The sequence below is a fragment of the Streptomyces sp. NPDC045968 genome, from assembly GCF_056430475.1.
Genome location: NZ_JBWKLF010000022.1, coordinates 1 through 23,159 on the forward strand (window position 1 = coordinate 1; position 23,159 = coordinate 23,159).

Sequence of the window (23,159 nt, forward strand, 5' to 3'; positions counted from 1 at the left end):
CTGCATCGTCATTTCCGGGCTGCCTTGTTGCTCGCAGCATAGGCGCCTGATGGGGCGGTTTCCGGTCGGAGCGACCGGCGCTCCGACCGGAATATTACTCATCAGTACACCCACTGCCGCACCCATAAGCAAGCGCTTGGACTGTGATCTGCCCAACGCACTGAGCCCCTGGTACGCCTGGGCCGGATCAGTCTCGCAGAGCGGTGAACCGACCCTGGTGATAGACGAGCGGACGGCCGCCTCCGGTCGGGTCGCCGACCACGGCCTGGGCGATGACGATGCGATGGTCCCCCGCAGGGACCCGCGCCACGACACGGCAGACGAGCCAGGCGAGAACGCCGCCCAGGAGCGGCACACCTTCGGGCCCGCTACGCCAGTCGGTGGACGGGCCGAAGCGGTCGGCGCCGCTGCGTGCGAACGTGGCGGCCAGTTCCTGCTGGTGCTCCCCCAGTATGTGGACGCCGATGTGCTCCGCCTCGGCGACGACCGGCCAGCTGGAGGACGAGGTCCCCACACCGAAGGAGATCAGCGGCGGGTCGGCTGCCACGGAGTTGAGAGAGGTCGCGGTGAATCCGACCGGGGCCGCACCGGCCGCGGTGATCACGGCGACGCCTGCGGCGTGCTGCCGGAAGACGGAACGGAGGAGGTCGGGCGAGGCCGTCCGGGGGCTTTCGAGCTCGGGCGAAGCCGTCATGGAACTGTCCTTCTGCTGTGGGTGCATACAGGGCCGTGGGTGCTCAGACACCCGGACAGCGCGCACTCGCGTTGCGGGCCAGGTCGACATGGGCCCGGCCGTAGAGAAGGAGTTCTGGCGGCATAGCGTCAGACTGACGATGCGTGGCGGGTGCAGTCAAGTGCGTTCCGCAATGTGGGAGATGCATCACGGTCCGTCACATCACCTGCCCCAGAGCCGCGACGACATCGATGGTGCGCGGCTGTCCCGCGGCGCGGCGGACGATCCTGCCGCCCGCGTCCAGGACCAGGACGGTCGGTGTTCTGGTGATGTCCAGCCGGCGCACCAGAGTGAGATGTGCCTCGGCGTCGATTTCGACGTGTGCGACTCCCTCGACCATGCCGGCCACCTCGGCGAGCGTGCGGCGGGTGGCGCGGCAGGGCTGGCAGAAGGCGCTGGAGAACTGTACGAGCGTGGCCCGCTCCCCCAATTCCGCGCCGAGTTGGGACGCGTCAAGCCTGTCGGCACGTGTCTGCCCGTCCACCGTCGGCCTCCTGTCAGAGCTCATCGCAAAGGGTCAGCACCGCGCGGCCGGGAGACATTCCCGGAGGTTCCACGTGATGAGAATCTCGCGCCCCGTCCCCGCCGGGGCTGGCCACGGCGTCGCGCATGGGGCACGATCGGCCCAATGCCGAAAACCTACGGCTGCGTAACTTCCGCCGGGAGAACCTCCCCAGGCACTGAAGAAGGGTCTTCCCCGATGGCAGAACTCGTCTATCGGCCGGTCATCGGCGCCGCTCTCACGCTGTTCAAGGCGCTCGACCTGAAGATCGACACGCAGGGTTCGGAGCACATCCCGAAGACCGGCGGTGCGGTTCTGGTGAGTAACCACATCAGCTACCTGGACTTCATCTTCACGGGCCTGGGCGCGCTGCCGCAGAAGCGGCTGGTGCGCTTCATGGCAAAGGAATCGGTCTTCCGGCACAAGATCTCCGGTCCGCTCATGCGGGGGATGAAGCACATCCCCGTCGACCGCAAACAGGGTGAGGACGCGTATACGCACGCGCTCGCCTCGCTGCGGTCCGGCGAGATCATCGGGGTGTTCCCCGAAGCGACGATCTCGCAGTCGTTCACGCTGAAGAGCTTCAAGTCGGGCGCGGCGCGCCTGGCTCAGGAAGCGGGCGTGCCGCTGATCCCGATGGCGCTGTGGGGCACTCAGCGGATCTGGACGAAGGGGCAGCCCCGGAACTTCGGGCGCAGCCACATCCCGATCACCATGCGGGTGGGCGAGCCGATGGAGGCTCCGACCGACCAGTACGCGGGTGCGATCACCCGCCGGCTGCGGGACCGGGTGCAGGAGCTCCTCGAAGCCGCCCAGCGCGCCTATCCGGTACGCCCCAAGGACGCCAGTGACACGTGGTGGGTCCCGGCCCATCTCGGCGGTACGGCCCCGACGCCCGCCGAGGTGCGCGAGCAGGGCTGACGGCCGGCGTCGGAACGGTGCGGGCCGGGGTCGTCGTCCGCCTGCCTCCGGCGCGCGACGGTCAGAGTTCCGTGGGGAGGGTCCGCCACAGCATCCGGCGGTCCGCGGCAGCGCGCAGCGCACCGAGGACCGCCGGATGCGGTGCCGCATACAGCACCGGATAGTCCATTTCGCCGAACTCTCGCCGGACGGTCCAGGCCAGCCGCTCCTCCTCCACGGAGAACCGCGCGTCGACGCCGGGCTTGTTGCCCCTGGGGTCCTGACGCGCCCAGCGCCCCCGGCCGGGCAGCTTCAGGGCGACCAGCCCGTGCACGGCGTGGTTCGTGCCGTCGTCGTCGGCGAGCCGCTGGTAGCAGAGCCCGGCCGGGATGCCCGCCGCGCGCAGCAGCGCGGTCAGCGCGTGCGCCTTGGCGTAGCAGATGCCGGTGCGGGCGCTCAGGACGTCCGAGGCCCGCCAGGTGACGCGTGTGTCCCCGGAGTCGGCGGAGTGCTCGATGGTGTCGCGTACGAAGTCGAAGGCGGCGGAGGCGTATGCGTATGCGTCGGGCGCTTCGGACCGGAGGCGATCTACCGTCCTCCGTACGCGGGGGTGTTCATGATCGATCACGTTATCGGCAGCAAGATATGCGGAGATGTCGGAAATCTGCTGAGTGAGCTCCATGTCCGGGGAGCATACGGAAGCGGCCGACCGGAAGCCAATGACTTTCCGGTCGACCGCATATGTATGCGAAAACTACTTCGCCATCTCTTCCTTCAGCGCTTGCACGAAGGCGTCGACGTCTTCCTCCGCGGTGTCGTAGGCACACATCCAGCGGACGTCGCCGGCCGACTCGTCCCAGAAGTAGAAGCGGAAGCGCTTCTGCAGCCGCTCGCTCACCGCGTGCGGCAGCCGCGCGAACACGGCGTTGGCCTGTACGGGGTGCAGGATCTCCACGCCGTCGACGCCGCGGACGCCTTCGGCGAGCCGCTGGGCCATCGCGTTGGCGTGGCGGGCGTTGCGCAGCCAGAGGTCACGCGCCAGCAGCGCCTCCAGCTGGACCGACACGAAACGCATCTTCGAGGCGAGCTGCATCGACAGCTTGCGCAGATGCTTCATCGCGCGGACCGCGTCCGGGTTGAGGACGATGACCGCCTCGCCGAAGAGCGCGCCGTTCTTGGTCCCGCCGAAGGAGAGCACGTCCACGCCGACCGTGTTGGTGAACGTACGCATGGGTACGTTCAGCGACGCGGCGGCGTTGGCTATCCGGGCCCCGTCGAGGTGCACCTTCATCCCGTGCCCGTGGGCGTGGTCGCAGATGGCGCGGATCTCGTCGGGGGTGTAGACGGTGCCCAGCTCGGTGTTCTGGGTGATCGACACGACCTGCGGCATCGCCCGGTGCTCGTCGTCCCAGCCGTACGCCTGCCGGTCGATGAGCTCGGGTGTCAGCTTGCCGTCGGGCGTCGGCACCGTGAGCAGCTTCAGACCGCCCATGCGCTCGGGCGCACCGCCCTCGTCCACGTTGATGTGCGCGGACTCGGCGCAGATCACGGCGCCCCAGCGGTCCGTCAGCGCCTGGAGGGCGAGGACGTTGGCGCCGGTCCCGTTGAAGACCGGGAAGGCTTCCGAACTGGAACCGAAGTGACTGTGCACGACACGCTGAAGGTGCTCGGTGTAGTCGTCCTCGCCGTAGGCGACCTGGTGGCCGCCGTTGGCGAGGGCGAGGGCGGCGAGGACCTCGGGGTGCGCACCCGCGTAGTTGTCACTGGCGAAGCCGCGTACCCGCGGATCGTGGTGACGACGCGCGTCGGTCTTTACGGTTGCGGGGTCAGCCACAGGCGCTTTCCGTTCACTTCTCCGGCGGGCATGTCCCAGACGCCGGCGATGGCCTCGGCCAGCTCCTCGACATCGGTGAAGCCCGCGAACTTCGCATTCGGGCGCTCGGCGCGCATCGCGTCGTGCACCAGTGCCTTGACGACCAGGATCGCAGCCGCGGTCTTCGGGCCTTCGTCACCCCCCGCCTTGCGGAAGGCGTCGGCGAGCGCGAGCGTCCACGCCTCGGCCGCCGCCTTGGAGGCGGAGTAGGCGGCGTTGCCCGCGGTGGGCGCGCTGGCCCCCGCCGCGCTGATGAGCACGTAGCGGCCCCGGTCACTGCGCTCAAGGCCCTGCTGGAAGGCGAGCGAGGTGGACTGGACCGTGCGGATCAGCAGCTTCTCCAGCAGATCCCAGTCGGCGAGATCGGTTTCGGCGAAGGTGCGGCTGCCGCGCCAGCCGCCGACGAGGTGCACCAGCCCGTCGATCCGGCCGAACTCCTTCTCCGTCTTGTCCGCCCATTCCCTGGCGGCCGCCAGATCGAGCAGATCGACGGTGTCGCCGGTGACGGTCGCGCCGCCGTGGGCGTATCGCGCGGCATCGACGGCCTCGGCCAGCCGCTCGGGGTTGGCGTCGGAGGCGACGACGGTCGCGCCCGCCTCGGCGAGCCTCAGCAGCGTGGCCCGGCCCGCCGGTCCGGCCGCTCCTGCCACGGCGATGACCGCGCCGTCGAGCGCGCCCCCGTTGCCGTTACCCGTCGTTCCGGTCATGGACTCCGCCTCCTTGGGATAAGCGCTCACGCGGCTGCCTGCCCGGCGTCGGCCGCGGTGATCCCCTTGGTGGAGGCGATCACGTTCTTCAGCTTCTTGGAGAGTGCTTCATAGAACATGCTCAGGGGAAACTCGTCCGGAAGCACGTCGTCGACGAGCTTGCGCGGCGGCTGAGTCAGATCCAGTGCGTCCGGTCCCTTGGCCCAGCGGGAGGCGGGGTGCGGGGCGAGGTAGGTCGACACCAGGTCGTACGCGGCGAACCAGTGGACCAGCTTGGGGCGGTCGATGCCGTCCCGGTAGAGCTTCTCGATCTCGGCGCAGAGCTGGTTGGTGACCTGCGGCGCCCGCTCCCAGTCGATCTTCAGCGTGTTGTCCGTCCAGCGCAGCACGTCGTGCTTGTGCAGGTACGCGAAGAGGAGCTGGCCGCCGAGTCCGTCGTAGTTGCGGACGCGCTCGCCGGTGACGGGGAAGCGGAACATCCGGTCGAAGAGCACCGCGAACTGCACGTCGCGGCCGTGGGCGTTGCCCTCGGCTTCGAGCTTCACGGCCTCCTTGAAGGCGGTGAGGTCGCAGCGCAGCTCCTCCAGGCCGTACATCCAGAACGGCTGGCGCTGCTTGATCATGAAGGGGTCGAACGGCAGGTCGCCATGGCTGTGGGTGCGGTCGTGGACCATGTCCCAGAGCACGAACGCCTGCTCGCAGCGGGTCTGGTCGCCGATCATCTCGCGGACGTCCTCGGGCAGTTCGACGCCCAGGAGGTCGACGGACGCCTCGGTCACCCGGCGGAAGCGGGCGGCCTCGCGGTCGCAGAAGATGCCGCCCCAGCTGAAGCGCTCGGGGGCCTCGCGTACGGCGATGGTCTCGGGGAAGAGGACCGCCGAGTTGGTGTCGTAACCCGAGGTGAAGTCCTCGAAGGTGATGCCGCAGAAGAGCGGGTTGTCATAACGCGTGGCTTCGAGGGTGGCGAGCCACTCGGGCCAGACCATCCGCAGCACGACCGCTTCGAGGTTGCGGTCCGGGTTGCCGTTCTGCGTGTACATCGCGAAGACGACCAGGTGCTGGAGGCCGTCGGCGCGGCTCCTGGCCGGCTGGAAGGCGAGCAGCGAGTCGAGGAAGTCCGGAACCCCGAAGCCCTCCGCGGCCCAGCGGCGCAGGTCGGCGACGAGGGCGCGGTGGTACGCGGCGTCGTGCGGGAGCAGCGGGGAGAGCTCGTCGATCGCGGTGACCACACGGTCGAGCGTCGCGGCGGCCGTCGTGGGCGACGGCGCCTGCTCGGCGCCGAAGTCGATGGAACCGTCCTTCGACTGCCAGGGACGGATCTCCTCCACGGCATTCTTGAGCGCGGGCCAGGCAGGGTGCTCGACCACCCGCGGGGCGGTCGCTATGGCGCCGTCGGCGACGTCGTGCACAAGAATTTCCGTCATAACACTTCCTCCACGGGAGAACCTCGCGTGAAGCAACCGTATCCGTGTGCGGTCGCTTCGGACAAGTGGGGTCCAGAAGATTATCCTGCCGACCCCCCGTGGTAACCGCTATTTTTCCTGCGATGGACGGCGGTAGCGCGGGTTCCGTCGGTGTCTTGCGGGGCGCCGGGCAACACCGCCCAGGTGCCCCGTGCACGGCCGGTCCGCCCGCGGGGGCCGGCCGTTAGGCTCCCGACTGCCGTAGTGCCGCGTGGGTAGGAACCGCACGCGGGGAGTCGTCGACGGAAGCGGGGTTGCCTTGACTTTTCTCACCATCGGTCATCGCGGGGTCATGGGTGTCGAACCGGAGAACACCCTGCGGTCCTTCGTCCACGCGGAACAGGCCGGCATGGACGCCATCGAACTCGACCTTCATCTGAGCAAGGACGGCGCGCTCGCCGTCATGCACGACGCGGCCGTGGACCGCACGACGAACGGCAAGGGCCCGATCGCCGGGAAGACGCTGTCCGAGCTGCGTGAGCTCGATGCCGGGCAGGGCGAGCGGGTGCCGGTCTTCGAGGAGGTTCTCGACGCCGTCGCGGCGCCGATCCAGGCCGAGATCAAGGACGTCGCCGCGGCGCGGGCGCTCGCGGAGGTGATGCTGCGGCGCGATCTCGTCGGCCGGGTAGAGGTGTCGTCGTTCCACGACGAGGCGGTCGCCGAGATCGCACAGCTGGTCCCGGGCGTCCGGACGGTCCTCATCGCCAGCCGCTGGGGCGCCGACGTGGTGGACCGGGCGAAGGCCGTGGGCGCGGCGACGCTCGCGCTGAACATCCGCCGCCTCACGCTGGAGACCGTCGAGCAGGCGCACGGCGAGGGTCTGAAGGTGATCGGCTGGGTGGTGAACACGCAGGACCAGCTGCGTCTGGTGCGCGCGCTCGGCCTGGACGGCGCGACGACCGACTTCCCGGAGATCCGCCGCGCGGGCCGCTTCACCGCATAGGGCGGGGCGGCGCCGCGCGGGCGTCCGGGATCAGGGTGTGCGCAGTTCCTTGATCAGCAGCTCGAACGCGAGATCGTCGCGCTGCGGGACACCGAAGCGTTCGTCGCCGTACGGGAAGGGGGTCAGCTTTCCCGTCCGGCGGTAGCCACGGCGCTCGTACCAGGCGATGAGCTCCTCACGGACGGAGATCACCGTCATGTGCATCTCCCGCACGCCCCAGCTCTCCACGACCGTGCGCTCGGCCTCGGCGATGATCACCTTGCCGAGGCCCGCGCCCTGGAGTTCCGGCCGCACGGCGAACATCCCGAAGTACGCGGCATCGCCCCGGTGTTCGAGCTGGCAGCAGGCGATCGGCGCTCCGTCGCGTTCGACCACGAGCAGACGGCCGGACTCCGCGGTGACGACCTCGCGCACTCCGTCCGCGTCCGTCCGCTGCCCCTGGAGGATGTCCGCCTCGGTGGTCCACCCGGCCCGGCTGGAGTCGCCGCGGTAGGCGGACTCGATGAGCCGCACGAGTGCGGGTACGTCGTCCTCGGTCGCCTCGCGGAAGGTGAGCTCTCCGGAGTCCCGGGGCGGGGCCGTTTCCATGGTGATGCTCTCCGTTTCTGTGCTGCCGACGCTGCCGCACGAGACTAACCCGGCCGGGACCGCCCCCCGCGGGCCCGCCCGCGCTCCCCCTGCACCTCAATGCGCCGGGTACGGGAGGGCGGAACACGGGCATCGATGGGGCGACACCGGTGTCGTACGCCTGAGGGGGAGGTGCGCCGTGCACGGACCGGCGCTGTCCGGCTGGCTGCTGATGGTGTTGTGCGGGGTGGCGGGCGCCTACTGCCTGTCGCGTACGCGCGGCGCCACGGGGGAGGAACGCAGAGCGGCGCGCGCGGAAGCGGTGATGGGCTTCGGCATGGCCGCGATGGCGGTGCCCGCCGTGCTCCTCACTCCACCGGCCTGGGCATGGGCGGTGTACGCCGTGCTGTTCGGCGGCGCCGCGCTGCGCGCCCTCTGGTTCATACGGAGCGGTGGACACCACCTGCACCACCTGCACCACCTCGTCGGCTCGCTGGCGATGGTCTACATGGCGGTGGCGATGGCACCCGGGGCGGGCGGGGGCGGGCATGCCGAGCACACCGCCGCGTCCGCAGGGGGCGTTCCCCTGCTGACCGGGCTGCTGCTGGCGTACTACGCGCTCTATGTCCTGGCAGCGGCGGGCCGGCTGATCCCGGTCGCCGCCACCGCGGGAACCCCGGGAGGCGGCGGGGCGGGGGCACGGCCGGAGCTGACCCTGGCCTGCCGGCTGACGATGGGCATAGCCATGTTCGCGATGCTGCTCACCCTGTGAGACAGGAGGGGCGCCGGGCCGTGTCGTACGTCACTTGCCGAGCGCAGCCATACCCGGGGCTGTGCGGCGCTCATAGGCTGACCGCATGTTGGTCTCCCTCGTGCTGCTGCTGCTCGGTGCACTGGCCGCCCTCGTGACGCCCAGCCTGATGGCACGGGCGCGGTGGCCGGAGCGGGAGCCGGTGGTGGCCCTGTGGGTGTGGCAGTGCGTCGTCGCGGGGGTGCTGCTGTCGTTCGGTCTCTCCATGATGTTCAGTGCGTCGGCCGCCTGGCAGGCGGTCCGTGGGCATGTGTTCGCGCCCGCACCGCACGCGGTGGTCGAGGCGTACGCCCTGGCGGCGTACGGTCCCTGGTCCGCCGTGATCGCCGTACTGCTGGCCCTCGGCGGGGCGTGGACCCTGGCCATGCTGGTCCGGGAGATCCGCCGGGCGCGGTCGCGCCGGGCACGGCGCCGCACGGAACTCCTGGTCCGTTCACCCCTGCTGCCCGGCGAGGAGCCGGGTGGCGGGCGGCTGGTGGTGCTGGAGGGCGAGCGTCCCGACGCCTGGTGGCTGCCCGGCACCGCACCCCAACTGGTCATCACCACCGCCGCACTCGGCCGACTGAAGGGCCGTCAGCTCGACGCGGTGCTGGCGCACGAGCAGGGACACGCGCGGGCGCGGCACGACTGGCTGCTGCACTGTTCGGGAGCGCTGGCCACGGGCTTTCCGCAGATTCCCGTCTTCGCCGCGTTCCGCGGGGAGATGCACCGGCTCGTCGAACTCGCCGCCGACGATGTGGCATCGCGCCGTTTCGGCCGGCTCACGACCGCGCTCGCGCTGGTCGGACTCAACGAGGACCGGGGCGTGTTCGGCCCGTGCCCTTCGACGAACGCCCAAGTCCCGCTTCGGGTCAACCGGTTGCTGACGCCCGGTGAGCGGCTCACGGCCGGCCGCAAGCTGCGGCTGACCGCGGCGGCCGCCCTGCTGCCCGTCGTCCCGCTGCTGGTGGCTTTCGTGCCAGGACTCAGCGCGCTGGGATAGCCGGGCGCGGCCGAACGTCGGAGAGGATCAGTCCATGCGCCTCATGGACCCCCCACACCTTTCCGCTTCCGACCACCATCGCCCGGACCCCCGCCTCGCCCGTACGGGAATCGCCTGCACTGCCCTCGCGGTGGTGCTGGTGGCCCTGGTGGCGACGGGCTGGTCCCCGCTCATGTCGGTGGACCGTACGATCGCCGACGCCCTGCACCGCAACGCCGTGACCGAACCGACCCTGGTCCACGTCAACCGCGTGCTGACGGACTGGATCTGGGACCCCTGGACGATGCGTACCGTGATCGCGGTCACGGTGATCGCCCTGTGGTGGCGCGGCGCCCGGTGGCTCGCCGTCTGGGTGGCCGCCACGAGCGCGCTCGCCACCCTCGTACAGCAAGGACTCAAAGCCGCCGTCGGCCGGGAGAGGCCCCAGTGGACGGACCCGGTGGATTCCGCGCACTACGCGGCCTTCCCCTCGGGCCACGTGATGACGGCGGTGGTGACCTGCGCCCTCCTGCTGTGGCTGCTGCGCCTGGGCAAAGTGGCCGCCCTGTGGTGGTGGACGGCGCTGGTGGTGGCGGCCGTCTCGGTCGTCGGAGTCGGCTTCACACGGATCTATCTCGGCGTCCACTGGATGACCGATGTGGTGGGCGGCACACTGCTGGGCGTGGCCGCGGTCGCGTTCTCGATCCTCGGATACACCGTGTTCCGGGCGCACCGCACGCCCTCGGGCTGACGTGACACGCCGACCGGAACCAGCCATAAACATGGCCGATGTGGAGATGTGAGGGATATCCCCGTCGCACAATGTGTCTGATTGTCGGATCGGGGTCGTAGCCTTGTACGCATGTCCACCTCTCCGACCTCGTCAGGTTCCGTGCGTTCCGCCTCCGCCGTCAACGAAGCAATTCGCGACCTGTGGCAGAGCTCGGGCGGATACCTGTCTCCGGACGACGAGGCGGAGTACCAGCGACTGCTGGTGGAGTGGGCAGCGGCCGCGGGCACGGCCGAGCGGTCCGCCGCCTGACGGACGGAAACGCTCCGCTTGGCGCGACGGCCTGTGCGATGCTGCTGGGCATGATCGACCGGCCCACCGTGCTCATACACCGTCTGGCAGGCCGGGACCTCTCCCCCGCCGACGGGCTCACCTCGCTGCTGACCGCGTACCACCTGCGTACCGAGGCCGAGAAGGGCCTGGCCGTGGAGCATGTGGACGCGCTGCCCGCGCGGTACCTCACGGAAATCCAGTCGCCGCAGACCGCCTTCGCCGACGACATCGTGGTGATCGCCAGGAGTGAGGGCGCCCCCGTGGGCTGTCTGGTCGTGACCGCCCCGGCCGGCGGGCGGACCGAGATCAAGCGGCTGTGGGTGGACCCCGCGATGCGGGGCGCCGGTGTCGCGTCCGCGCTGGTGGGGTGTGCGCTGGATCACGCGGCCCAGACCGGCGCGAGTCCGGTGGCGCTCTCGGTGTGGAGCTGGCGCACGGGAGCCATCGCGCTCTACGAGCGGCTCGGCTTCACCGTGGTCGATTCGTGGGACGTCCGGGACGGCCTGGTCTGCATGGAGCGTGCCTGAGCGCGGCAGTCCCGTGGTCCCGTCGTTCACAGCCCGGGAATCCGGCGATCCCCTGCGTCGCCGGAGCCGGGCCGACACCGCGAACACCGCGCCGGCCGGACCCGTGACGAGTCCGGCCGGCGCAGATAGCAGCGTGCGTGTCCCTGTGGTGCTCGTCGGCCGATGGCGGCCTGCGGACACGGCCTAGCGGTCGAAGTAGTCCGGCTGCGTCTGCACGTTGAGCTCGGACAGCCGCACCTTCTTCGCCGGGTCGGTGCGCCGGTCGTTGAGCTTCAGCACGTCGAAGCCCTTGGCGATGTCGTTGCTGTAGATGTGGCCGTTGTAGTAGTACGCGGACCACGGACCGGCCGTGGTGACCCGGTCCAGGGTGACCGGACCGCGCTCGAAGAAGGCGATCTCCTTGGGGGCGGAGGAGTTGGTGAAGTCCCAGACGGAGACGCCGCCCTGGTACCAGGCCTGGACCATCAGGTCGCGGCCCTTGACCGGGATGATCGAACCGTTGTGGGCGACGCAGACCTCGGCGTCGGCCTGGTGGCGGTCGATCTTGAAGTAGCTGCGGAAGACCAGCTTGCGGTGGTCGCCGCGGCCGACGATGTCGTAGATGCCGTCGGCACCGCGCTTCGGGCCGATCGCCTCGTTGCAGGTCGCCGCGCCGCCGCCGCCGAGCTCGTCGGTGAAGACGACCTTGTCGGCACCCTGGTTGAACGTCGCCGAGTGCCAGAACGCGAAGTTCACGTTGTCCTGGACCCGGTCGATGATCTTCGGGTTCTCCGGGTCCTCGATGGAGAACAGCAGACCGTCACCCATGCAGGCTCCGGCGGCCAGGTCCTTCGAGGGCAGCACGGTGATGTCGTGGCAGCCGGTCGTCTTGGAGACGCCCGGGTTGGTCGGCGCGCCCGGGTTCCCACCGTCCGCGAAGAGCACCGGGAAGTTCACGATCCGGGCTTCCTCGGGGGCGTTGCGCGGCACCTTGATGACGGAGATTCCGTCATGCGGCGGCTGGCAGTCGGGGAAGGTCTCGTTCGGCGAGTACGAGGAGACGTACACGTACACGTTCGAACGCTTGGGGACGAGCGTGTGGGTGTGCGAACCGCAGGCGGTCTCGACAGCGGCGACGTACTTCGGGTTGCGCTTGTCGCTGATGTCGAAGATCTTCATGCCCTCCCAGGAGGACTTCTCCGTGGCGGGCTGCGAGGTGCTCGCACACGAGTCGTCGCTGCGCGAGGAGTCGGTGGACAGGAAAAGCAGGTCACCGGAGACCGTGATGTCGTTCTGCGATCCGGGGCACAGCACCTGGGCGACGGTCTTCGGGGACGACGGCTTGCTGATGTCGTAGATCACGAAACCGTCGTAGTTGCCGGAGAACGCGTACTTCCCCTGGAACGCCAGGTCCGAGTTGGTGCCCTTGAGGGCGTCCTTCGGGACGTTGGCGATGTGCTCGATGTTCGGGCTGTGGACGATCTCGTCCACGCCGGGTATCTCACCGCTCTGTATCGCGGCCGTGGCTTCGGCCTCCTGGCCGGCGGAGATGCCCTTGCGGGTGGTGGGGGCGTCACCGGGATCGGGCGTCGCGACGGCGGTACCGGCGGTCAGCAGAGTGGCGAAGAGCCCGGCCGCGGCTGCTGCCACACCCAGACGTCTGCGCCGCACGCGGGTGGTGTGCAACGAGGTCACTGCGTCCTCCCTAGTATCCGTTCGTAGTTGAACGGCTTCACGGACCCCGGCAGTATCGTCCCTTCCATGTGCACATCAACAGATGGCAACAGAGACGTAATAAAAGTTTTTGATCATTGCCCTCTGGAAGCGTGTTAGGACGGTGTGCAACACACCCATGTGGCTCAGGAGGTCGCCGTGATGATCCGCCGTCAGACCAGAGGCATGCGCGGAGCCGCTCTCGCGACAGCGGTCGTCGCTGCCGTACTCACCCTCGGAGCCTGCGACTCGGGCGGCGGCGACAAGGACGCCAACGCCAAGGCGGACAAGGGCCGTTCGGTGGTGGCGCCCGGAAAACCGGGCGAGCCTGCCCGGCGCCTCTCCGCCGAGGAAGCGCGCAAGGAGGCCGGGAAGCCCGCCCCCAACTCTGCGGACTTCCGCTATGCGCAGATGATGATCGAGCACCATACGCAGGCTCTCGTGATGACGGATCTCGTCCCCGACCGCGCGGGCTCCTCCTCCGTCAAACGGTTCGCGGATCGCATCGCATCAGGTCAGAAGCCAGAAATCGCCGCGATGGAAGGTTGGCTGAAAAACAACGGCGGGGACAAGCGCAAGCAGACCCACGACCACTCCACGATGCCCGGCATGGCGACGCAGGCACAGCTGAAGGAGTTGCGCGCCGCCCGCGGCAAGGCCTTCGACGAGCTCTTCCTGAAGCTGATGATCACCCACCACCAGGGAGCGGTCACCATGGCGACCGAGGCGCTCTCCGAGGGCAATGACGTGCCCGTCGAGGAGATGGCGACGGATGTCGTCGCCCAGCAGACGGTGGAGATCGACCGGATGCGCTCACTGCTGAAGTGACGGACACGAGGGCCGCGGAAGACACGCCCGCGACCCTGCCTCGATCCGCGCTGCGGTGCGATGCTGGAAGCAGCCCGCGGGAAGAGGTGCGCCGTGCTCCGTGTCGCCGTCGTCGGTTCCGGCCCCAGTGGGGTCTATGCCGCCCAGGCCCTGATCCAGCAGTCCCTGGTGCCGGACGTGCGGGTGCACGTCCTGGACCGGCTGCCGACGCCGTACGGGCTGGTGCGCTACGGCGTCGCGCCCGACCACGAGAAGATCAAGTCTCTCCAGAACAGCCTCCGGGCCGTGCTGGAGGACGAGCGGATCACCTTCGTCGGCCATGTCGAGGTGGGCGGCGACAGCGGACTCTCACCCGATCGGCTCAAGGAGCTCTATCACGCGGTCGTGTACTGCGTGGGGGCGGCGGCCGACCGCGGCCTCTCGGTGCCGGGCGAGGATCTGCCCGGCAGCTTCTCGGCCACGCAGTTCGTCTCCTGGTACAGCGCCCACCCGGACGCGGCCGCTGACACCTTCGCGCTCCGGGCCCGCTCCGCCGTGGTGATCGGCGTGGGGAACGTGGCCGTCGACGTGGCCCGGATCCTCGCTCGCGGCGCGGGGGAACTCAGGTCGACGGACGTGCCGCCCGCCGCGCTGAGCGCGCTCGCGGGAAGCCTGGTGCGCGACGTGTACATCGCGGGCAGGCGCGGCCCCTCGCAGGCCCGGTTCACCACCAAGGAGCTGCGGGAACTCGGCGCGCTGCCGCAGGCCGGGATGGTCGTGGACGCCGCGGAGCTGGCCCGTGACCCGGCGTACGCGGCCCCGGCGGGCGGGCCGGACACAGCGCCGCTGCCTGCCGTGGTGCGGCGCAACCTGGAGGTTCTGCGCGGCTGGGCGGCGGACCCGGTGTCCAGCGGGGCGGACCGGATGCGCCGCATCCACCTCCGGTTCTTCCTGCGGCCGGTGGAGCTGCTGGAACGCGCGGGACGGGTCGCCGGGGTGCGCTTCGCTCATACGGCACCGGACGGCACGGGGGGCGTACGGGACACCGGTACGTACGAGGACATCGAGGCCCAGCTCGTCCTGCGGGCTGTCGGCTACCGGGGGCTGCCGCTGCCCGGTCTGCCGTTCGACACCGCACGCGGAACCGTGCCCCATCTGGCGGGGCGGGTGCTCAGGGACGGGACGCCGTCGCCCGGGGAGTACGTCGCGGGGTGGATCAAGCGGGGTCCGACCGGGGTGATCGGCTCGAACCGCTCGTGCGCCAAGGAGACCGTCGCCTCGCTGATCGAGGACGCTCCGCTGCTGCTGCGGCGGCCCGTGGCGGCCGATCCCCTGAACACCTTGCGGAGTTGGGGGCTGCGGCCGGTCGAATGGGACGGCTGGCTGTCGATCGAACGCGCCGAGGCCGCACTCGGGCAGTCGCTGGGGCGCGGGCAGGTGAAGATCCCGGACTGGGACGGTCTGCTGGGCGCGGCCCGGGGTGACGGCCTCTGAGGGCGCGGAGCCGCCGGGCGGGGTCAGGCCGCGAGGCGTTCGGCCTGCCGGTCCGCGGCCGCGAGCACGGTGTCGAGCAGCCCCGGGAAGAGCGCGTCCAGGTCGTCCGTCCGCAGGCCGCTCACCTTGGCGGTGCCCCGGTACGTCTGGTGGATGACCCCGCTCTCGCGCAGCACCCGGAAGTGGTGCGTGGTGGTGGACTTGGACACCGGAAGGTCGAAGGTGGAGCAGGCCAACAGGTCAGCGGTGCCCGCCAGTTGCCGCACGATGCGCAGTCGTACCGGATCGGCGAGGGCGTGCAGTACGCCTTCGACCCGGATCTCCTCGCGGGCGGGGTGCGGCAGGGCGCGGGAGCCGGCGGCCGTTGCGGGATCTGCGGTGGTGGCGCTTGCGGGGGTCACGGTGGCTCCACTTCGTCCAGGGGGCTCCATTGTACGAGAGCCGTCGTAGTTCTGGGGTACGGAAGGGCCAGCCGTTCCGTCGCGCGGGAGCCGCGGGATTCCGGTCACGCGCGCGTCGCCACCACCAGACGGGCGCGGGGACTGCCGTCCGGGCGACTGCCCAGTTCGGTCAGCGGCAGCAGTCGCACGGTGAATCCGGCCCCAGTGAGATCGTCGAGCACATCGGGGAGCGGGAACGTCCGGTAGTACATGACGAAGGCCGGCCGCCACAGGGCGTTGCGCACCCGCATGGCCAGGTCGAAGCCCAGGAGCGACCAGTAGGCCTTCGAGCCGACCACGGGTGGCGCGCCCACCGGGAAGACGAAGCGGCCGCCGGGCCGCAGCGAGGCGTGCACCTGCGCGAAGAGGGCGGGCCGCTCCTTCGGCAGGAAGTGGCCGAACGCCCCGAGGCTGAGGGCCACATCGAAGGCGGGCGCGAAGGGCAGGGCCAGTGCGTCGGCCCGCACCCAGTGCACCGCCGGACCGGCTCCGGACGGGTCGGCCGGAGCGGACCGGGCGACGGCCAGCATGCCCGCGCTGAAGTCGACACCCGTGACCCGCTCTCCGCACACCTGCCGCAGGACGCCCACGCCCGCTCCGGTGCCGCAGCAGACGTCGAGTCCCGCTCCGAACGGGCCGAGCGGCCGGAGCGCCCGCGTGACGGCGTCGAGCACTGCGTCCGGGGTCCGGTAGGGCGTCAGATCGAACTTCGGGGCGAGCAGGTCGTATCCGCGCTCGACGGAAGACAGCGCCTGGACGGCCAGTTCGCGGAGCGTGGGGCCCTCTGGAGTGAGCATCGCGGATCAGCGTACCCACAGAGGACCCCGTCTCCGCACGGGAGGCCTGGTCAGACCGCCCAGCCGTACTGCTCGGGAACCGGCACCGTGCCGCTGCCCAGTTCGCGCGCGGCGTTGCGGGCGAAGTAGGGGTCGCGCAGCAGTTCCCTGCCGAGCAGTACGGCGTCGGCCCGGTGGTCGGCGACGATCTTCTCGGCCTGGACCGGGTCGGTGATCAGGCCGACCGCCGCCACGGGGAGGCCCGCCTCGGTACGGACCCGCTCGGCGAACGGCACCTGGTAGTCGGGACCGACAGGGATGCGCGCCCGGGGCGCGAGCCCGCCGGTCGAGACGTCGAGCAGGTCGACTCCGTGCGCCCGCAGCTCGTGTGCGAGGCGGACCGTTTCGTCGGCGGTCCAGCCCTCCCGCTCGTCGTCGGCGTTCTCGCTGAGCCAGTCGGTGGCGGAGATGCGGAAGAACAGCGGAAGCTCCTCGGGCCACACCGCGCGCACCGCGTCGACGACCTCCAGGGCGAAGCGGGTGCGGTTCTCGAAGGAGCCGCCGTAGGCGTCGGTGCGGTGGTTGCTGTGCGGGGAGAGGAACTCACCGATCAGATATCCGTGCGCGCCGTGGATCTCCGCGACCTGGAAGCCGGCCGCGAGCGCCCGCCGGGCGGCGTCCGCGAACTGCGCGACGATCTCGCCGATCTCGTCCACGGTGAGTTCGCGGGGGGCCGGGCGGTCGTCGTCGTACGGCGAGGGGCTGGGAGCAACCGGCAGCCAGCCCTCGCCGTCCGGGACGCCGGCTTCGATCGGGCCGCCGCCGCGCCAGGGGCGTTCGGTGGAGGCCTTGCGTCCCGCGTGAGCGAGCTGAATACCGGGAACGGTTCCCTGGCTGGTGAGGAAGGCGGTGATACGGCGGAACGCGTCGACCTGCGTGTCGTTCCAGAGGCCCAGGTCCGCGGGACTGATCCGGCCCTCCGGGCTGACCGCGGTGGCCTCCACCAGGATGAGGCCGGTGCCGCCCGCGGCGCGGGCCGCGTAGTGCGAGAAGTGCCAGTCGTTGGCGACGCCCGCGTTCGGCCCGAAGACCTCGGCACTGTACTGGCACATGGGTGCCATCCAGATGCGGTTGGGAATGGTCAGAGATCGCAGGACGTAGGGCTCGAAAAGGGCGCTCACGACAGACTCCGTTTCACCTGGTGCGACGGGCACGGCGGACGCGGCGGATGGACACCGCGTCTTGTACGAGAGATACCGTACTACGGCGATCGTCGAATTACGACGTCTCTCGTACAACTGCGTGCCGCGGCTCCGGTGCGCGCGGGCTCGGCGCCCTGCCGCTCAGGCCCGCTGCCGGGCGGCCCGGGCGCTCAGGTCTCCGTCCCCAGGCGGTGCCGGAGCGTGATGTCGGCGTCGGCTCCGTAGGCCTGGGTCCAGCTCCGTCCGGCGCCGGACTTCCAGGTCACATGGGCGGTGGCGCCGTCGTGCCTGACCCCCTCGACCGTCATGACCCGGTCCCCGTCCCGCACGTCCCCCCGGCGCAGCTCGTGCGCCTTGACGGTGACGGGCTCCGCCGGCGACATCCTCTCCGCCTCCTCGGCGGACCGTACGAGCGCGGCGGCCAGCTCCCTCGCCGCCGCCGGGGTGCAGGACCAGGAGAGCCCTTCCGGCCGCGCGGCGAGCCGGATGCCCACCTGGAGCACGCCCGGGGTCACCTCGACTGGTACACGGCGCCCCTGGGCGTCGTCGATCTCGATACTCATGGCTGTCGCCTCCTCGTCCCGTCCACGACCTTAGCCGTGACCTGGGGAAACCATGCCGGGGCCGACGGCCGTACGTACCGCGGCGGCTGTCAGCCCGCGTAGACGTCCAGACGGCCGCACATCCCGAACCTCCCGTGGGCGGAGGGCCGTTCCGCGTGGACGGAGGCCTCCGCGAGGTAGCCGGCGTCGGCGCCCGCGAGGGCGTCGAGCTGGGTACGGGTCGCCTCCGACGCGGCGGCCGCGCCCCGCTGCCAGCGCTCGCGCCAGTCATCGGCGCGGGGACGGACCAGGGCCGCCGCGGCACGATGGAACGCGGCCAGCGGGCCGGGGTCGCCCGCTCCGGCGGCGGCGCGCAGGGCGAGGAAGCCCTCGACGGCGAGGTCGCGGCGGACGCGGGCCGCCCTCTCCTGTTCGGCTTCGGTGCCGTCGGCCGGCAGGGCGGTGGCCGCGCGGTAGACGTCGGGACCGGCCAGGAAGCGGGGCGGCAGGGTGAGCACGGCGTCACCGGCTTCCGGCAGCCCGCTGTTCTGCATCAGCACGACGATGCGCAGCCCGTCCTCGTTGACCAGGCGGTGGATCGTCCCGGGCGTGAACCATACGAGGGCTCCGGGAGCGAGCGGGGTCTGCCGGAAACCGGTCGCCGTGAGCGTCTGCACGAAGCCGCTGCCGCCGACCACGACATAGCCCTCGGAGCAGGTCAGGTGGAGGTGCGGGGTGCCGCCGCGCAGGCCGTCCTCGGCGGGCCAGTCGTAGACCCGCAGGTGGGAAACGGCGACGGCGCCCGGCAGTCCTTCGAAGGTCACCACAGGAGCTCCTCGGCTCGGCACCCCGCCCGGTGCGCTGGGCAAGCGCTTTCTGAAGGGACGCTAGGACGCGCCCCGGAGAGGGTCAAGACCGCCTGCCCGTACCCGGGGCCGCACACCCGCCCGGATGCCCGTCGTCGCCGCCCTGACCTGCGTGAACGGCGTCACTCCACGCCACTGTCAGTGGCCGGGTGCAGACTGGCCCGTATCCGACTCAACGGCGTTTCGGGAGGTCTCTGTCATGACCGAGGTACTGCTCACCGTAGGCACCCGCAAAGGACTCTTCATCGGCCGCAGGCGCGGCGGTACGTGGGAGTTCGACGGCCCGCACTTCAACGCCCAGGCGATCTACTCGATCGCCATCGACACCCGCCGGGAGACGCCCCGGCTGCTCGTCGGCGGCGACAGCGCGCACTGGGGCCCCTCGGTCTTCCACTCCGACGATCTGGGGGCGACCTGGGTCGAGCCGAAGCAACCGGCGGTGAAATTCCCGCAGTTCACCGAGGCCTCGCTGGAGAGGGTCTGGCAGCTCCATCCGGCCGGCCCCGAGGCACCGGACGTGGTGTACGCGGGCACCGAGCCGGCGGCCCTCTTCCGCTCGGAGGACGGCGGCGAGTCGTTCGAGCTGGTCCGTCCGCTGTGGGAGCACCCGACCCGCTCCAAGTGGGTGCCCGGCGGGGGCGGCGAGGGACTGCACACCATCCTGACCGACCCGAGGGACGCCCAGGCGGTCACCGTGGCCGTCTCCACGGCGGGCGTGTTCCGGACGAAGGACGGCGGCGCGAGCTGGGCCCCGGCGAACAAGGGCGTCTCGGCGGTCTTCCTGCCGGACCCGGATCCGGAGTTCGGCCAGTGCGTCCACAAGGTGACGCGGGACGCCGCCGATCCCGACCGGCTCTATCTCCAGAACCACTGGGGGGTGTTCCGCAGCGACGACGCCGGGGACTCGTGGACGGACATCGGCGAGGGCCTGCCGTCCGACTTCGGGTTCGCCGCCGCCGCGCACCCCCATCGCGGGGAGACGGCCTACATCTTCCCGATCAACGCCGACGCCGACCGCGTCCCGGCCGAGCGCCGCTGCCGGGTGTTCCGTACGAGCGACGCGGGGCGGACCTGGGAGCCACTGTCCGCGGGACTGCCGGAGGGCCCGCACTACGGCACGGTCCTGCGCGACGCTCTCTGTACGGACGACGCCGATCCCGCGGGTGTCTACTTCGGCAATCGCAACGGCGAGGTGTTCGCGAGCGCCGACGACGGCGACACCTGGCAGCAGCTCCTCTCGCACCTGCCGGACGTGCTGTGCGTACGGGCGGCGGTGATCGGCTGACCGGCCGGTGCGCGTGGGAGGGCATGGCGGATGATGGCACCCCCACAGGTCAGTTGATCAGTGTGGTCGTATCACCAGTAGAGTGCGGCCCGTGGCAGCACGACCGTTGAAAGAAATCGTCGAGCCGGGGTGGGCGCAGGCCCTTGAACCCGTGGCCGAACGCGTCGCCGCGATGGGCGACTTCCTGCGTGCCGAGATCGCCGCGGGACGCACCTACCTGCCTGCGGGTCCCCATGTCCTGCGGGCGTTCCAGCAGCCGTTCGACGAGGTGCGGGTTCTGATCGTCGGTCAGGACCCGTACCCCACGCCGGGGCATGCGATCGGTCTCAGTTTCGCCGTGGCGCCCGAGGTCAGTCCACTGCCGGGCAGCCTGGAGAACATCTTCCGGGAACTGCACGCGGATCTGGGGCTCCCGAGGCCGTCCAACGGCGACCTCACCCCATGGACGCGGCAGGGGGTGCTGCTGCTCAACAGGGCGCTGACCACCGCGCCGAGGCGGCCCGCGGCCCATCGCGGCAAGGGCTGGGAAGAGGTCACCGAGCAGGCCATCCGCGCACTGGTGGCCCGGGGCACTCCCCTGGTGTCGGTCCTGTGGGGGCGTGACGCCCGCAATCTGCGCCCCCTGCTGGGCAACCTTCCGGCGATCGAGTCCTCGCACCCCTCCCCGATGTCGGCGGACCGGGGGTTCTTCGGCTCGCGGCCGTTCAGCCGGACCAATGAGCTGCTGGAGCGCCAGGGGGCGCGGCTGGTCGACTGGCGGCTGCCGTGACGGCTCCCCCGGACCGGTTCGTCATCGGCGTGGACTCCGGCGGATCGGGGTTGCGGGTGGCGCTCGGGATGGTGGACGGGGAGCGGCCCGTGTCGACGACGGTCTGTCCGGAGCCGGTGCGGACGGGCCCCGGGGGCATCGACGCGGACCATCTGCTGGCACAGCTCCTGCCCGCGGTCCGGCAGCTGCTCGACGCGGCAACGGAGCGGTACGGGGGTGGCGCGGACTCCCCCGCCGGGATCGCCGCGTTCGCGATCGGGGCCGCCGGGATGGCGACGCTCGGCGAGCGGTTGCGCGCGGAACTGCCCGGCGCGCTCGCGGCCGGACTGGGCGTGCGGCGACTGGCGCTGGCCGCCGACGCGGTGACCGCGTACGCGGGCGCGCTCGGCCAGCGGCCGGGCGCCGTCGTCGCGGGCGGCACGGGCATGATCGCCCTCGGCACGGATCTTTCGGGGTGGCGCAGGGCCGACGGCTGGGGTCATCTTCTGGGTGACAGCGGCGGAGGGGCCTGGATCGGGCGGGCGGGGCTCGACGCGGCGATGCGCGCCCACGACGGGCGGCGCGGCGGATCCGCCGCACTGCTCGCCCGGCTGGTGGCGGTCTTCGGTCCGGCGACGGACCTGCCGGGCCTGCTCTATCCGCGGACGGACCGGCCGGCCCTGCTCGCGTCCTTCGCCCCCGAGGTCGCGGCGTGCGCGGGTGACGATCCGGTCGCGGAAGGCATCCTCCGGGAGGCCGCGGCCCATATCGCCGAGACGGCCGCCGCGGTGTGCCCTGACGCCGGACCCGACGGCGCCGGGCGTCGTGAAGTGGCCCTGACCGGTGGCCTGTTCCGGATGGGCGACCCCCTCCTCGTACCCCTGCGCGAAGAGCTCGCGCGGCAGGTGCCGCAGGCGGTGGTGGTACCCGCTGAGGGCGACCCGCTCACCGGTTCCCTCCGGATCGCCCGGGCGCTCGCCGGCTCCGGTCTTCGGCTGCCGCCACATCCCACGTTGCTGTTCGTACCGGGCCGGGCACCGTCCACCGCGCCGGAGGCCGCAACCGGGCCCGGGAAGGGGCGAGACCCGGGTGCCGATTAGGGATACGAGCAGTCATTCGGGAACGCGTTGCGGCCGACAGAGCGGGGCAGTTGACCGCTATGCGACTCAACGGACATTAGCGGACAGATAACGCCTGACTGGGCCCTCCCCGAACAGAGGAGTACCCAAAACCAGTAGCATGCGGCGCCATGAGCACCCCCACTGGGCCCGCTTCCGGCCTGCCTGTACGAATGCCGCGACCTCGCCAGTCCGGACGGCACCGCCGCCCGGAGCCCGTGGTCGCACCCGAGGGCGCTGCCGCGCTCGTTCTCGCCCTTCCCGGTACCCCCTCCTCGGCCACGCGAAGCCTGGCCGAAGAGGTGATCAGCATCGCCCGTTCCGAGCTTCCCGGCCTGAACGCCCGGATCGGATATCTCGACGGTGACGACGCCGAGTACCCCTCGCTTGCCTCCGTACTCGCCCACGCCGCCGCCGAGCGCGTCGGACGTTACGAGCAGGCCGTCGCCGCGGGCCGTGAGGTCGCCGCCCCCGAAGGTCCCTCCGCCGTCGTGGTGCCGCTCCTCGCGGGACCGGACAACGCCCTCATGCGGCGGATACGGCAGGCAGTGATGGACAGCGGCACCCAGGTCGAGCTGACCGACGTGCTCGGCCCGCACCCGCTGCTCGCCGAGGCGCTGCACGTGCGCCTCTCGGAGGCCGGGCTGGCGCGCGCCGACCGCGCCAGGCTGTTCACCGTGGCGACCGCCGCGGACGGCATCGTGCTGGCCACGGTGGGCGGCGACGAGGCCGTGCAGGCCGCCGGGATCACCGGCATGCTGCTGGCCGCACGGCTCGCCGTGCCGGTGATGGCCGCGGCGCTCGACGTGGAGGGTTCGGTCGCCTCGATCGCCGAGCAGCTGCAGAACTCCGGTTCGTCCCAGCTGGCGCTCGCGCCGTACCTCGTGGGCCCGGAGATCGACGCGAGTCTGCTGGACGCGGCGGCGAAGGAGGCCGGCTGCGCGATGGCCGAGCCGCTCGGCGCGTACCCGGCCATCGGCAAGCTGGTGCTGTCGCTGTACGCGACGGCGCTCGGCATCACCCCCGCCACGCCGCAGGGGGCGCTGGGCGCTCAGGCGCACTGACACGCCGCAGGCCTGCCGGTGCGGTACGGACCAGGAATCCCCTGGCCCGTACCGCACCGGCCGTTTCCGTGCGCG

General features: G+C 71.0%; 26 protein-coding genes. 13 read left to right on the forward strand and 13 right to left on the reverse strand.

Annotation, left to right across the window (positions count from 1 at the left end; genetic code table 11):
- Positions 1-187: 187 nt before the first annotated feature.
- Positions 188-694: a flavin reductase family protein gene (locus AC07FA_RS33935; protein ID WP_479080200.1), complete on the reverse strand. Its 507-nt coding sequence runs from the start codon at positions 692-694 to the stop codon at positions 188-190.
- 196 nt (positions 695-890) lie between these two features.
- Entirely contained in the window at positions 891-1,217 is a 327-nt protein-coding gene (locus AC07FA_RS33940; RefSeq protein ID WP_479080201.1) for a TlpA family protein disulfide reductase, read from the reverse strand.
- Positions 1,218-1,433: 216 nt separating this feature from the next.
- On the opposite strand from AC07FA_RS33940, the gene AC07FA_RS33945 reads away from it, so the two are divergent.
- The gene (locus AC07FA_RS33945; protein WP_479080202.1) at positions 1,434-2,156 is read left to right on the forward strand and encodes a lysophospholipid acyltransferase family protein; all 723 of its coding nucleotides are present in this window, start codon (positions 1,434-1,436) and stop codon (positions 2,154-2,156) included.
- A gap of 61 nt (positions 2,157-2,217) precedes the next feature.
- Here the strand turns inward: AC07FA_RS33945 and AC07FA_RS33950 are convergent, their stop codons facing one another.
- From AC07FA_RS33950 to AC07FA_RS33965, 4 genes are all read right to left on the reverse strand, one after another.
- Positions 2,218-2,817: a transglutaminase-like domain-containing protein gene (locus AC07FA_RS33950; RefSeq protein WP_479080203.1), complete on the reverse strand. Its 600-nt coding sequence runs from the start codon at positions 2,815-2,817 to the stop codon at positions 2,218-2,220.
- Between the two features lie 72 nt (positions 2,818-2,889).
- Positions 2,890-3,969 (reverse strand): threonine aldolase family protein, encoded by a 1,080-nt coding sequence (locus AC07FA_RS33955; protein ID WP_479080204.1) that lies wholly within the window; start codon positions 3,967-3,969, stop codon positions 2,890-2,892.
- Entirely contained in the window at positions 3,948-4,715 is a 768-nt protein-coding gene (locus AC07FA_RS33960; protein WP_479080205.1) for an SDR family NAD(P)-dependent oxidoreductase, read from the reverse strand. Before AC07FA_RS33960 ends, AC07FA_RS33955 begins: the two co-directional genes overlap by 22 nt.
- Before the next feature lie 26 nt (positions 4,716-4,741).
- Positions 4,742-6,139: a DUF6421 family protein gene (locus AC07FA_RS33965; RefSeq protein WP_479080206.1), complete on the reverse strand. Its 1,398-nt coding sequence runs from the start codon at positions 6,137-6,139 to the stop codon at positions 4,742-4,744.
- Between the two features lie 298 nt (positions 6,140-6,437).
- Between AC07FA_RS33965 and AC07FA_RS33970 the strand changes: the two genes are divergently transcribed.
- The gene (locus AC07FA_RS33970; RefSeq protein ID WP_479080207.1) at positions 6,438-7,121 is read left to right on the forward strand and encodes a glycerophosphodiester phosphodiesterase; all 684 of its coding nucleotides are present in this window, start codon (positions 6,438-6,440) and stop codon (positions 7,119-7,121) included.
- 30 nt (positions 7,122-7,151) lie between these two features.
- Here AC07FA_RS33970 and AC07FA_RS33975 read toward each other — a convergent pair whose 3' ends face one another.
- Entirely contained in the window at positions 7,152-7,709 is a 558-nt protein-coding gene (locus AC07FA_RS33975) for a GNAT family N-acetyltransferase (RefSeq protein ID WP_479080208.1), read from the reverse strand.
- Between the two features lie 178 nt (positions 7,710-7,887).
- On the opposite strand from AC07FA_RS33975, the gene AC07FA_RS33980 reads away from it, so the two are divergent.
- The 5 genes from AC07FA_RS33980 to AC07FA_RS34000 all read left to right on the forward strand — a co-directional run bounded on the left by AC07FA_RS33980 (position 7,888) and on the right by AC07FA_RS34000 (position 11,050).
- Positions 7,888-8,460, forward strand: a complete 573-nt coding sequence (locus tag AC07FA_RS33980; protein WP_479080209.1) for a DUF5134 domain-containing protein — start codon at positions 7,888-7,890, stop codon at positions 8,458-8,460.
- 85 nt (positions 8,461-8,545) lie between these two features.
- Complete coding sequence (locus tag AC07FA_RS33985) at positions 8,546-9,481, forward strand: M56 family metallopeptidase (RefSeq protein ID WP_479080210.1); 936 nt, start codon at positions 8,546-8,548, stop codon at positions 9,479-9,481.
- A 43-nt stretch (positions 9,482-9,524) separates the two neighbouring features.
- Complete coding sequence (locus AC07FA_RS33990) at positions 9,525-10,211, forward strand: phosphatase PAP2 family protein (RefSeq protein WP_479080233.1); 687 nt, start codon at positions 9,525-9,527, stop codon at positions 10,209-10,211.
- A gap of 111 nt (positions 10,212-10,322) precedes the next feature.
- Positions 10,323-10,502: a hypothetical protein gene (locus AC07FA_RS33995; RefSeq protein ID WP_479080211.1), complete on the forward strand. Its 180-nt coding sequence runs from the start codon at positions 10,323-10,325 to the stop codon at positions 10,500-10,502.
- Between the two features lie 50 nt (positions 10,503-10,552).
- Positions 10,553-11,050 carry a GNAT family N-acetyltransferase gene (locus AC07FA_RS34000; RefSeq protein WP_479080212.1) on the forward strand — a complete coding sequence of 166 codons (498 nt, stop codon included), beginning with the start codon at positions 10,553-10,555 and terminating at the stop codon, positions 11,048-11,050.
- Between the two features lie 183 nt (positions 11,051-11,233).
- Here the strand turns inward: AC07FA_RS34000 and AC07FA_RS34005 are convergent, their stop codons facing one another.
- The gene (locus tag AC07FA_RS34005; protein WP_479080213.1) at positions 11,234-12,724 is read right to left on the reverse strand and encodes an LVIVD repeat-containing protein; all 1,491 of its coding nucleotides are present in this window, start codon (positions 12,722-12,724) and stop codon (positions 11,234-11,236) included.
- Positions 12,725-12,904: 180 nt separating this feature from the next.
- Between AC07FA_RS34005 and AC07FA_RS34010 the strand changes: the two genes are divergently transcribed.
- Together AC07FA_RS34010 and AC07FA_RS34015 are read left to right on the forward strand one after the other, a co-directional pair.
- Positions 12,905-13,570, forward strand: coding sequence for a DUF305 domain-containing protein (locus tag AC07FA_RS34010; RefSeq protein ID WP_479080234.1), 666 nt, complete (start codon positions 12,905-12,907; stop codon positions 13,568-13,570).
- 93 nt (positions 13,571-13,663) lie between these two features.
- The gene (locus tag AC07FA_RS34015) at positions 13,664-15,043 is read left to right on the forward strand and encodes an FAD-dependent oxidoreductase (protein ID WP_479080214.1); all 1,380 of its coding nucleotides are present in this window, start codon (positions 13,664-13,666) and stop codon (positions 15,041-15,043) included.
- Positions 15,044-15,066: 23 nt separating this feature from the next.
- Here the strand turns inward: AC07FA_RS34015 and AC07FA_RS34020 are convergent, their stop codons facing one another.
- The 5 genes from AC07FA_RS34020 to AC07FA_RS34040 form a co-directional block, all read right to left on the reverse strand.
- The gene (locus AC07FA_RS34020; RefSeq protein WP_479080215.1) at positions 15,067-15,444 is read right to left on the reverse strand and encodes an ArsR/SmtB family transcription factor; all 378 of its coding nucleotides are present in this window, start codon (positions 15,442-15,444) and stop codon (positions 15,067-15,069) included.
- 104 nt (positions 15,445-15,548) lie between these two features.
- Positions 15,549-16,280, reverse strand: a complete 732-nt coding sequence (locus AC07FA_RS34025; RefSeq protein WP_479080216.1) for a class I SAM-dependent methyltransferase — start codon at positions 16,278-16,280, stop codon at positions 15,549-15,551.
- 50 nt (positions 16,281-16,330) lie between these two features.
- Positions 16,331-17,440, reverse strand: coding sequence for an NADH:flavin oxidoreductase/NADH oxidase (locus AC07FA_RS34030; RefSeq protein ID WP_479080217.1), 1,110 nt, complete (start codon positions 17,438-17,440; stop codon positions 16,331-16,333).
- A 191-nt stretch (positions 17,441-17,631) separates the two neighbouring features.
- Positions 17,632-18,024 (reverse strand): hypothetical protein, encoded by a 393-nt coding sequence (locus AC07FA_RS34035; protein WP_479080218.1) that lies wholly within the window; start codon positions 18,022-18,024, stop codon positions 17,632-17,634.
- An 89-nt stretch (positions 18,025-18,113) separates the two neighbouring features.
- Entirely contained in the window at positions 18,114-18,830 is a 717-nt protein-coding gene (locus AC07FA_RS34040; RefSeq protein ID WP_479080219.1) for a cupin domain-containing protein, read from the reverse strand.
- A 238-nt stretch (positions 18,831-19,068) separates the two neighbouring features.
- Here AC07FA_RS34040 and AC07FA_RS34045 point away from each other — a divergent pair, with 238 nt between their 5' ends.
- From AC07FA_RS34045 to AC07FA_RS34060, 4 genes are all read left to right on the forward strand, one after another.
- Positions 19,069-20,154, forward strand: coding sequence for a WD40/YVTN/BNR-like repeat-containing protein (locus AC07FA_RS34045; protein ID WP_479080220.1), 1,086 nt, complete (start codon positions 19,069-19,071; stop codon positions 20,152-20,154).
- 91 nt (positions 20,155-20,245) lie between these two features.
- The gene (locus tag AC07FA_RS34050) at positions 20,246-20,923 is read left to right on the forward strand and encodes a uracil-DNA glycosylase (RefSeq protein ID WP_479080221.1); all 678 of its coding nucleotides are present in this window, start codon (positions 20,246-20,248) and stop codon (positions 20,921-20,923) included.
- Positions 20,920-22,002 (forward strand): N-acetylglucosamine kinase, encoded by a 1,083-nt coding sequence (locus AC07FA_RS34055; RefSeq protein ID WP_479080222.1) that lies wholly within the window; start codon positions 20,920-20,922, stop codon positions 22,000-22,002. Before AC07FA_RS34050 ends, AC07FA_RS34055 begins: the two co-directional genes overlap by 4 nt.
- A gap of 149 nt (positions 22,003-22,151) precedes the next feature.
- Entirely contained in the window at positions 22,152-23,084 is a 933-nt protein-coding gene (locus AC07FA_RS34060; protein ID WP_479080223.1) for a sirohydrochlorin chelatase, read from the forward strand.
- Positions 23,085-23,159 lie beyond the last annotated feature (75 nt).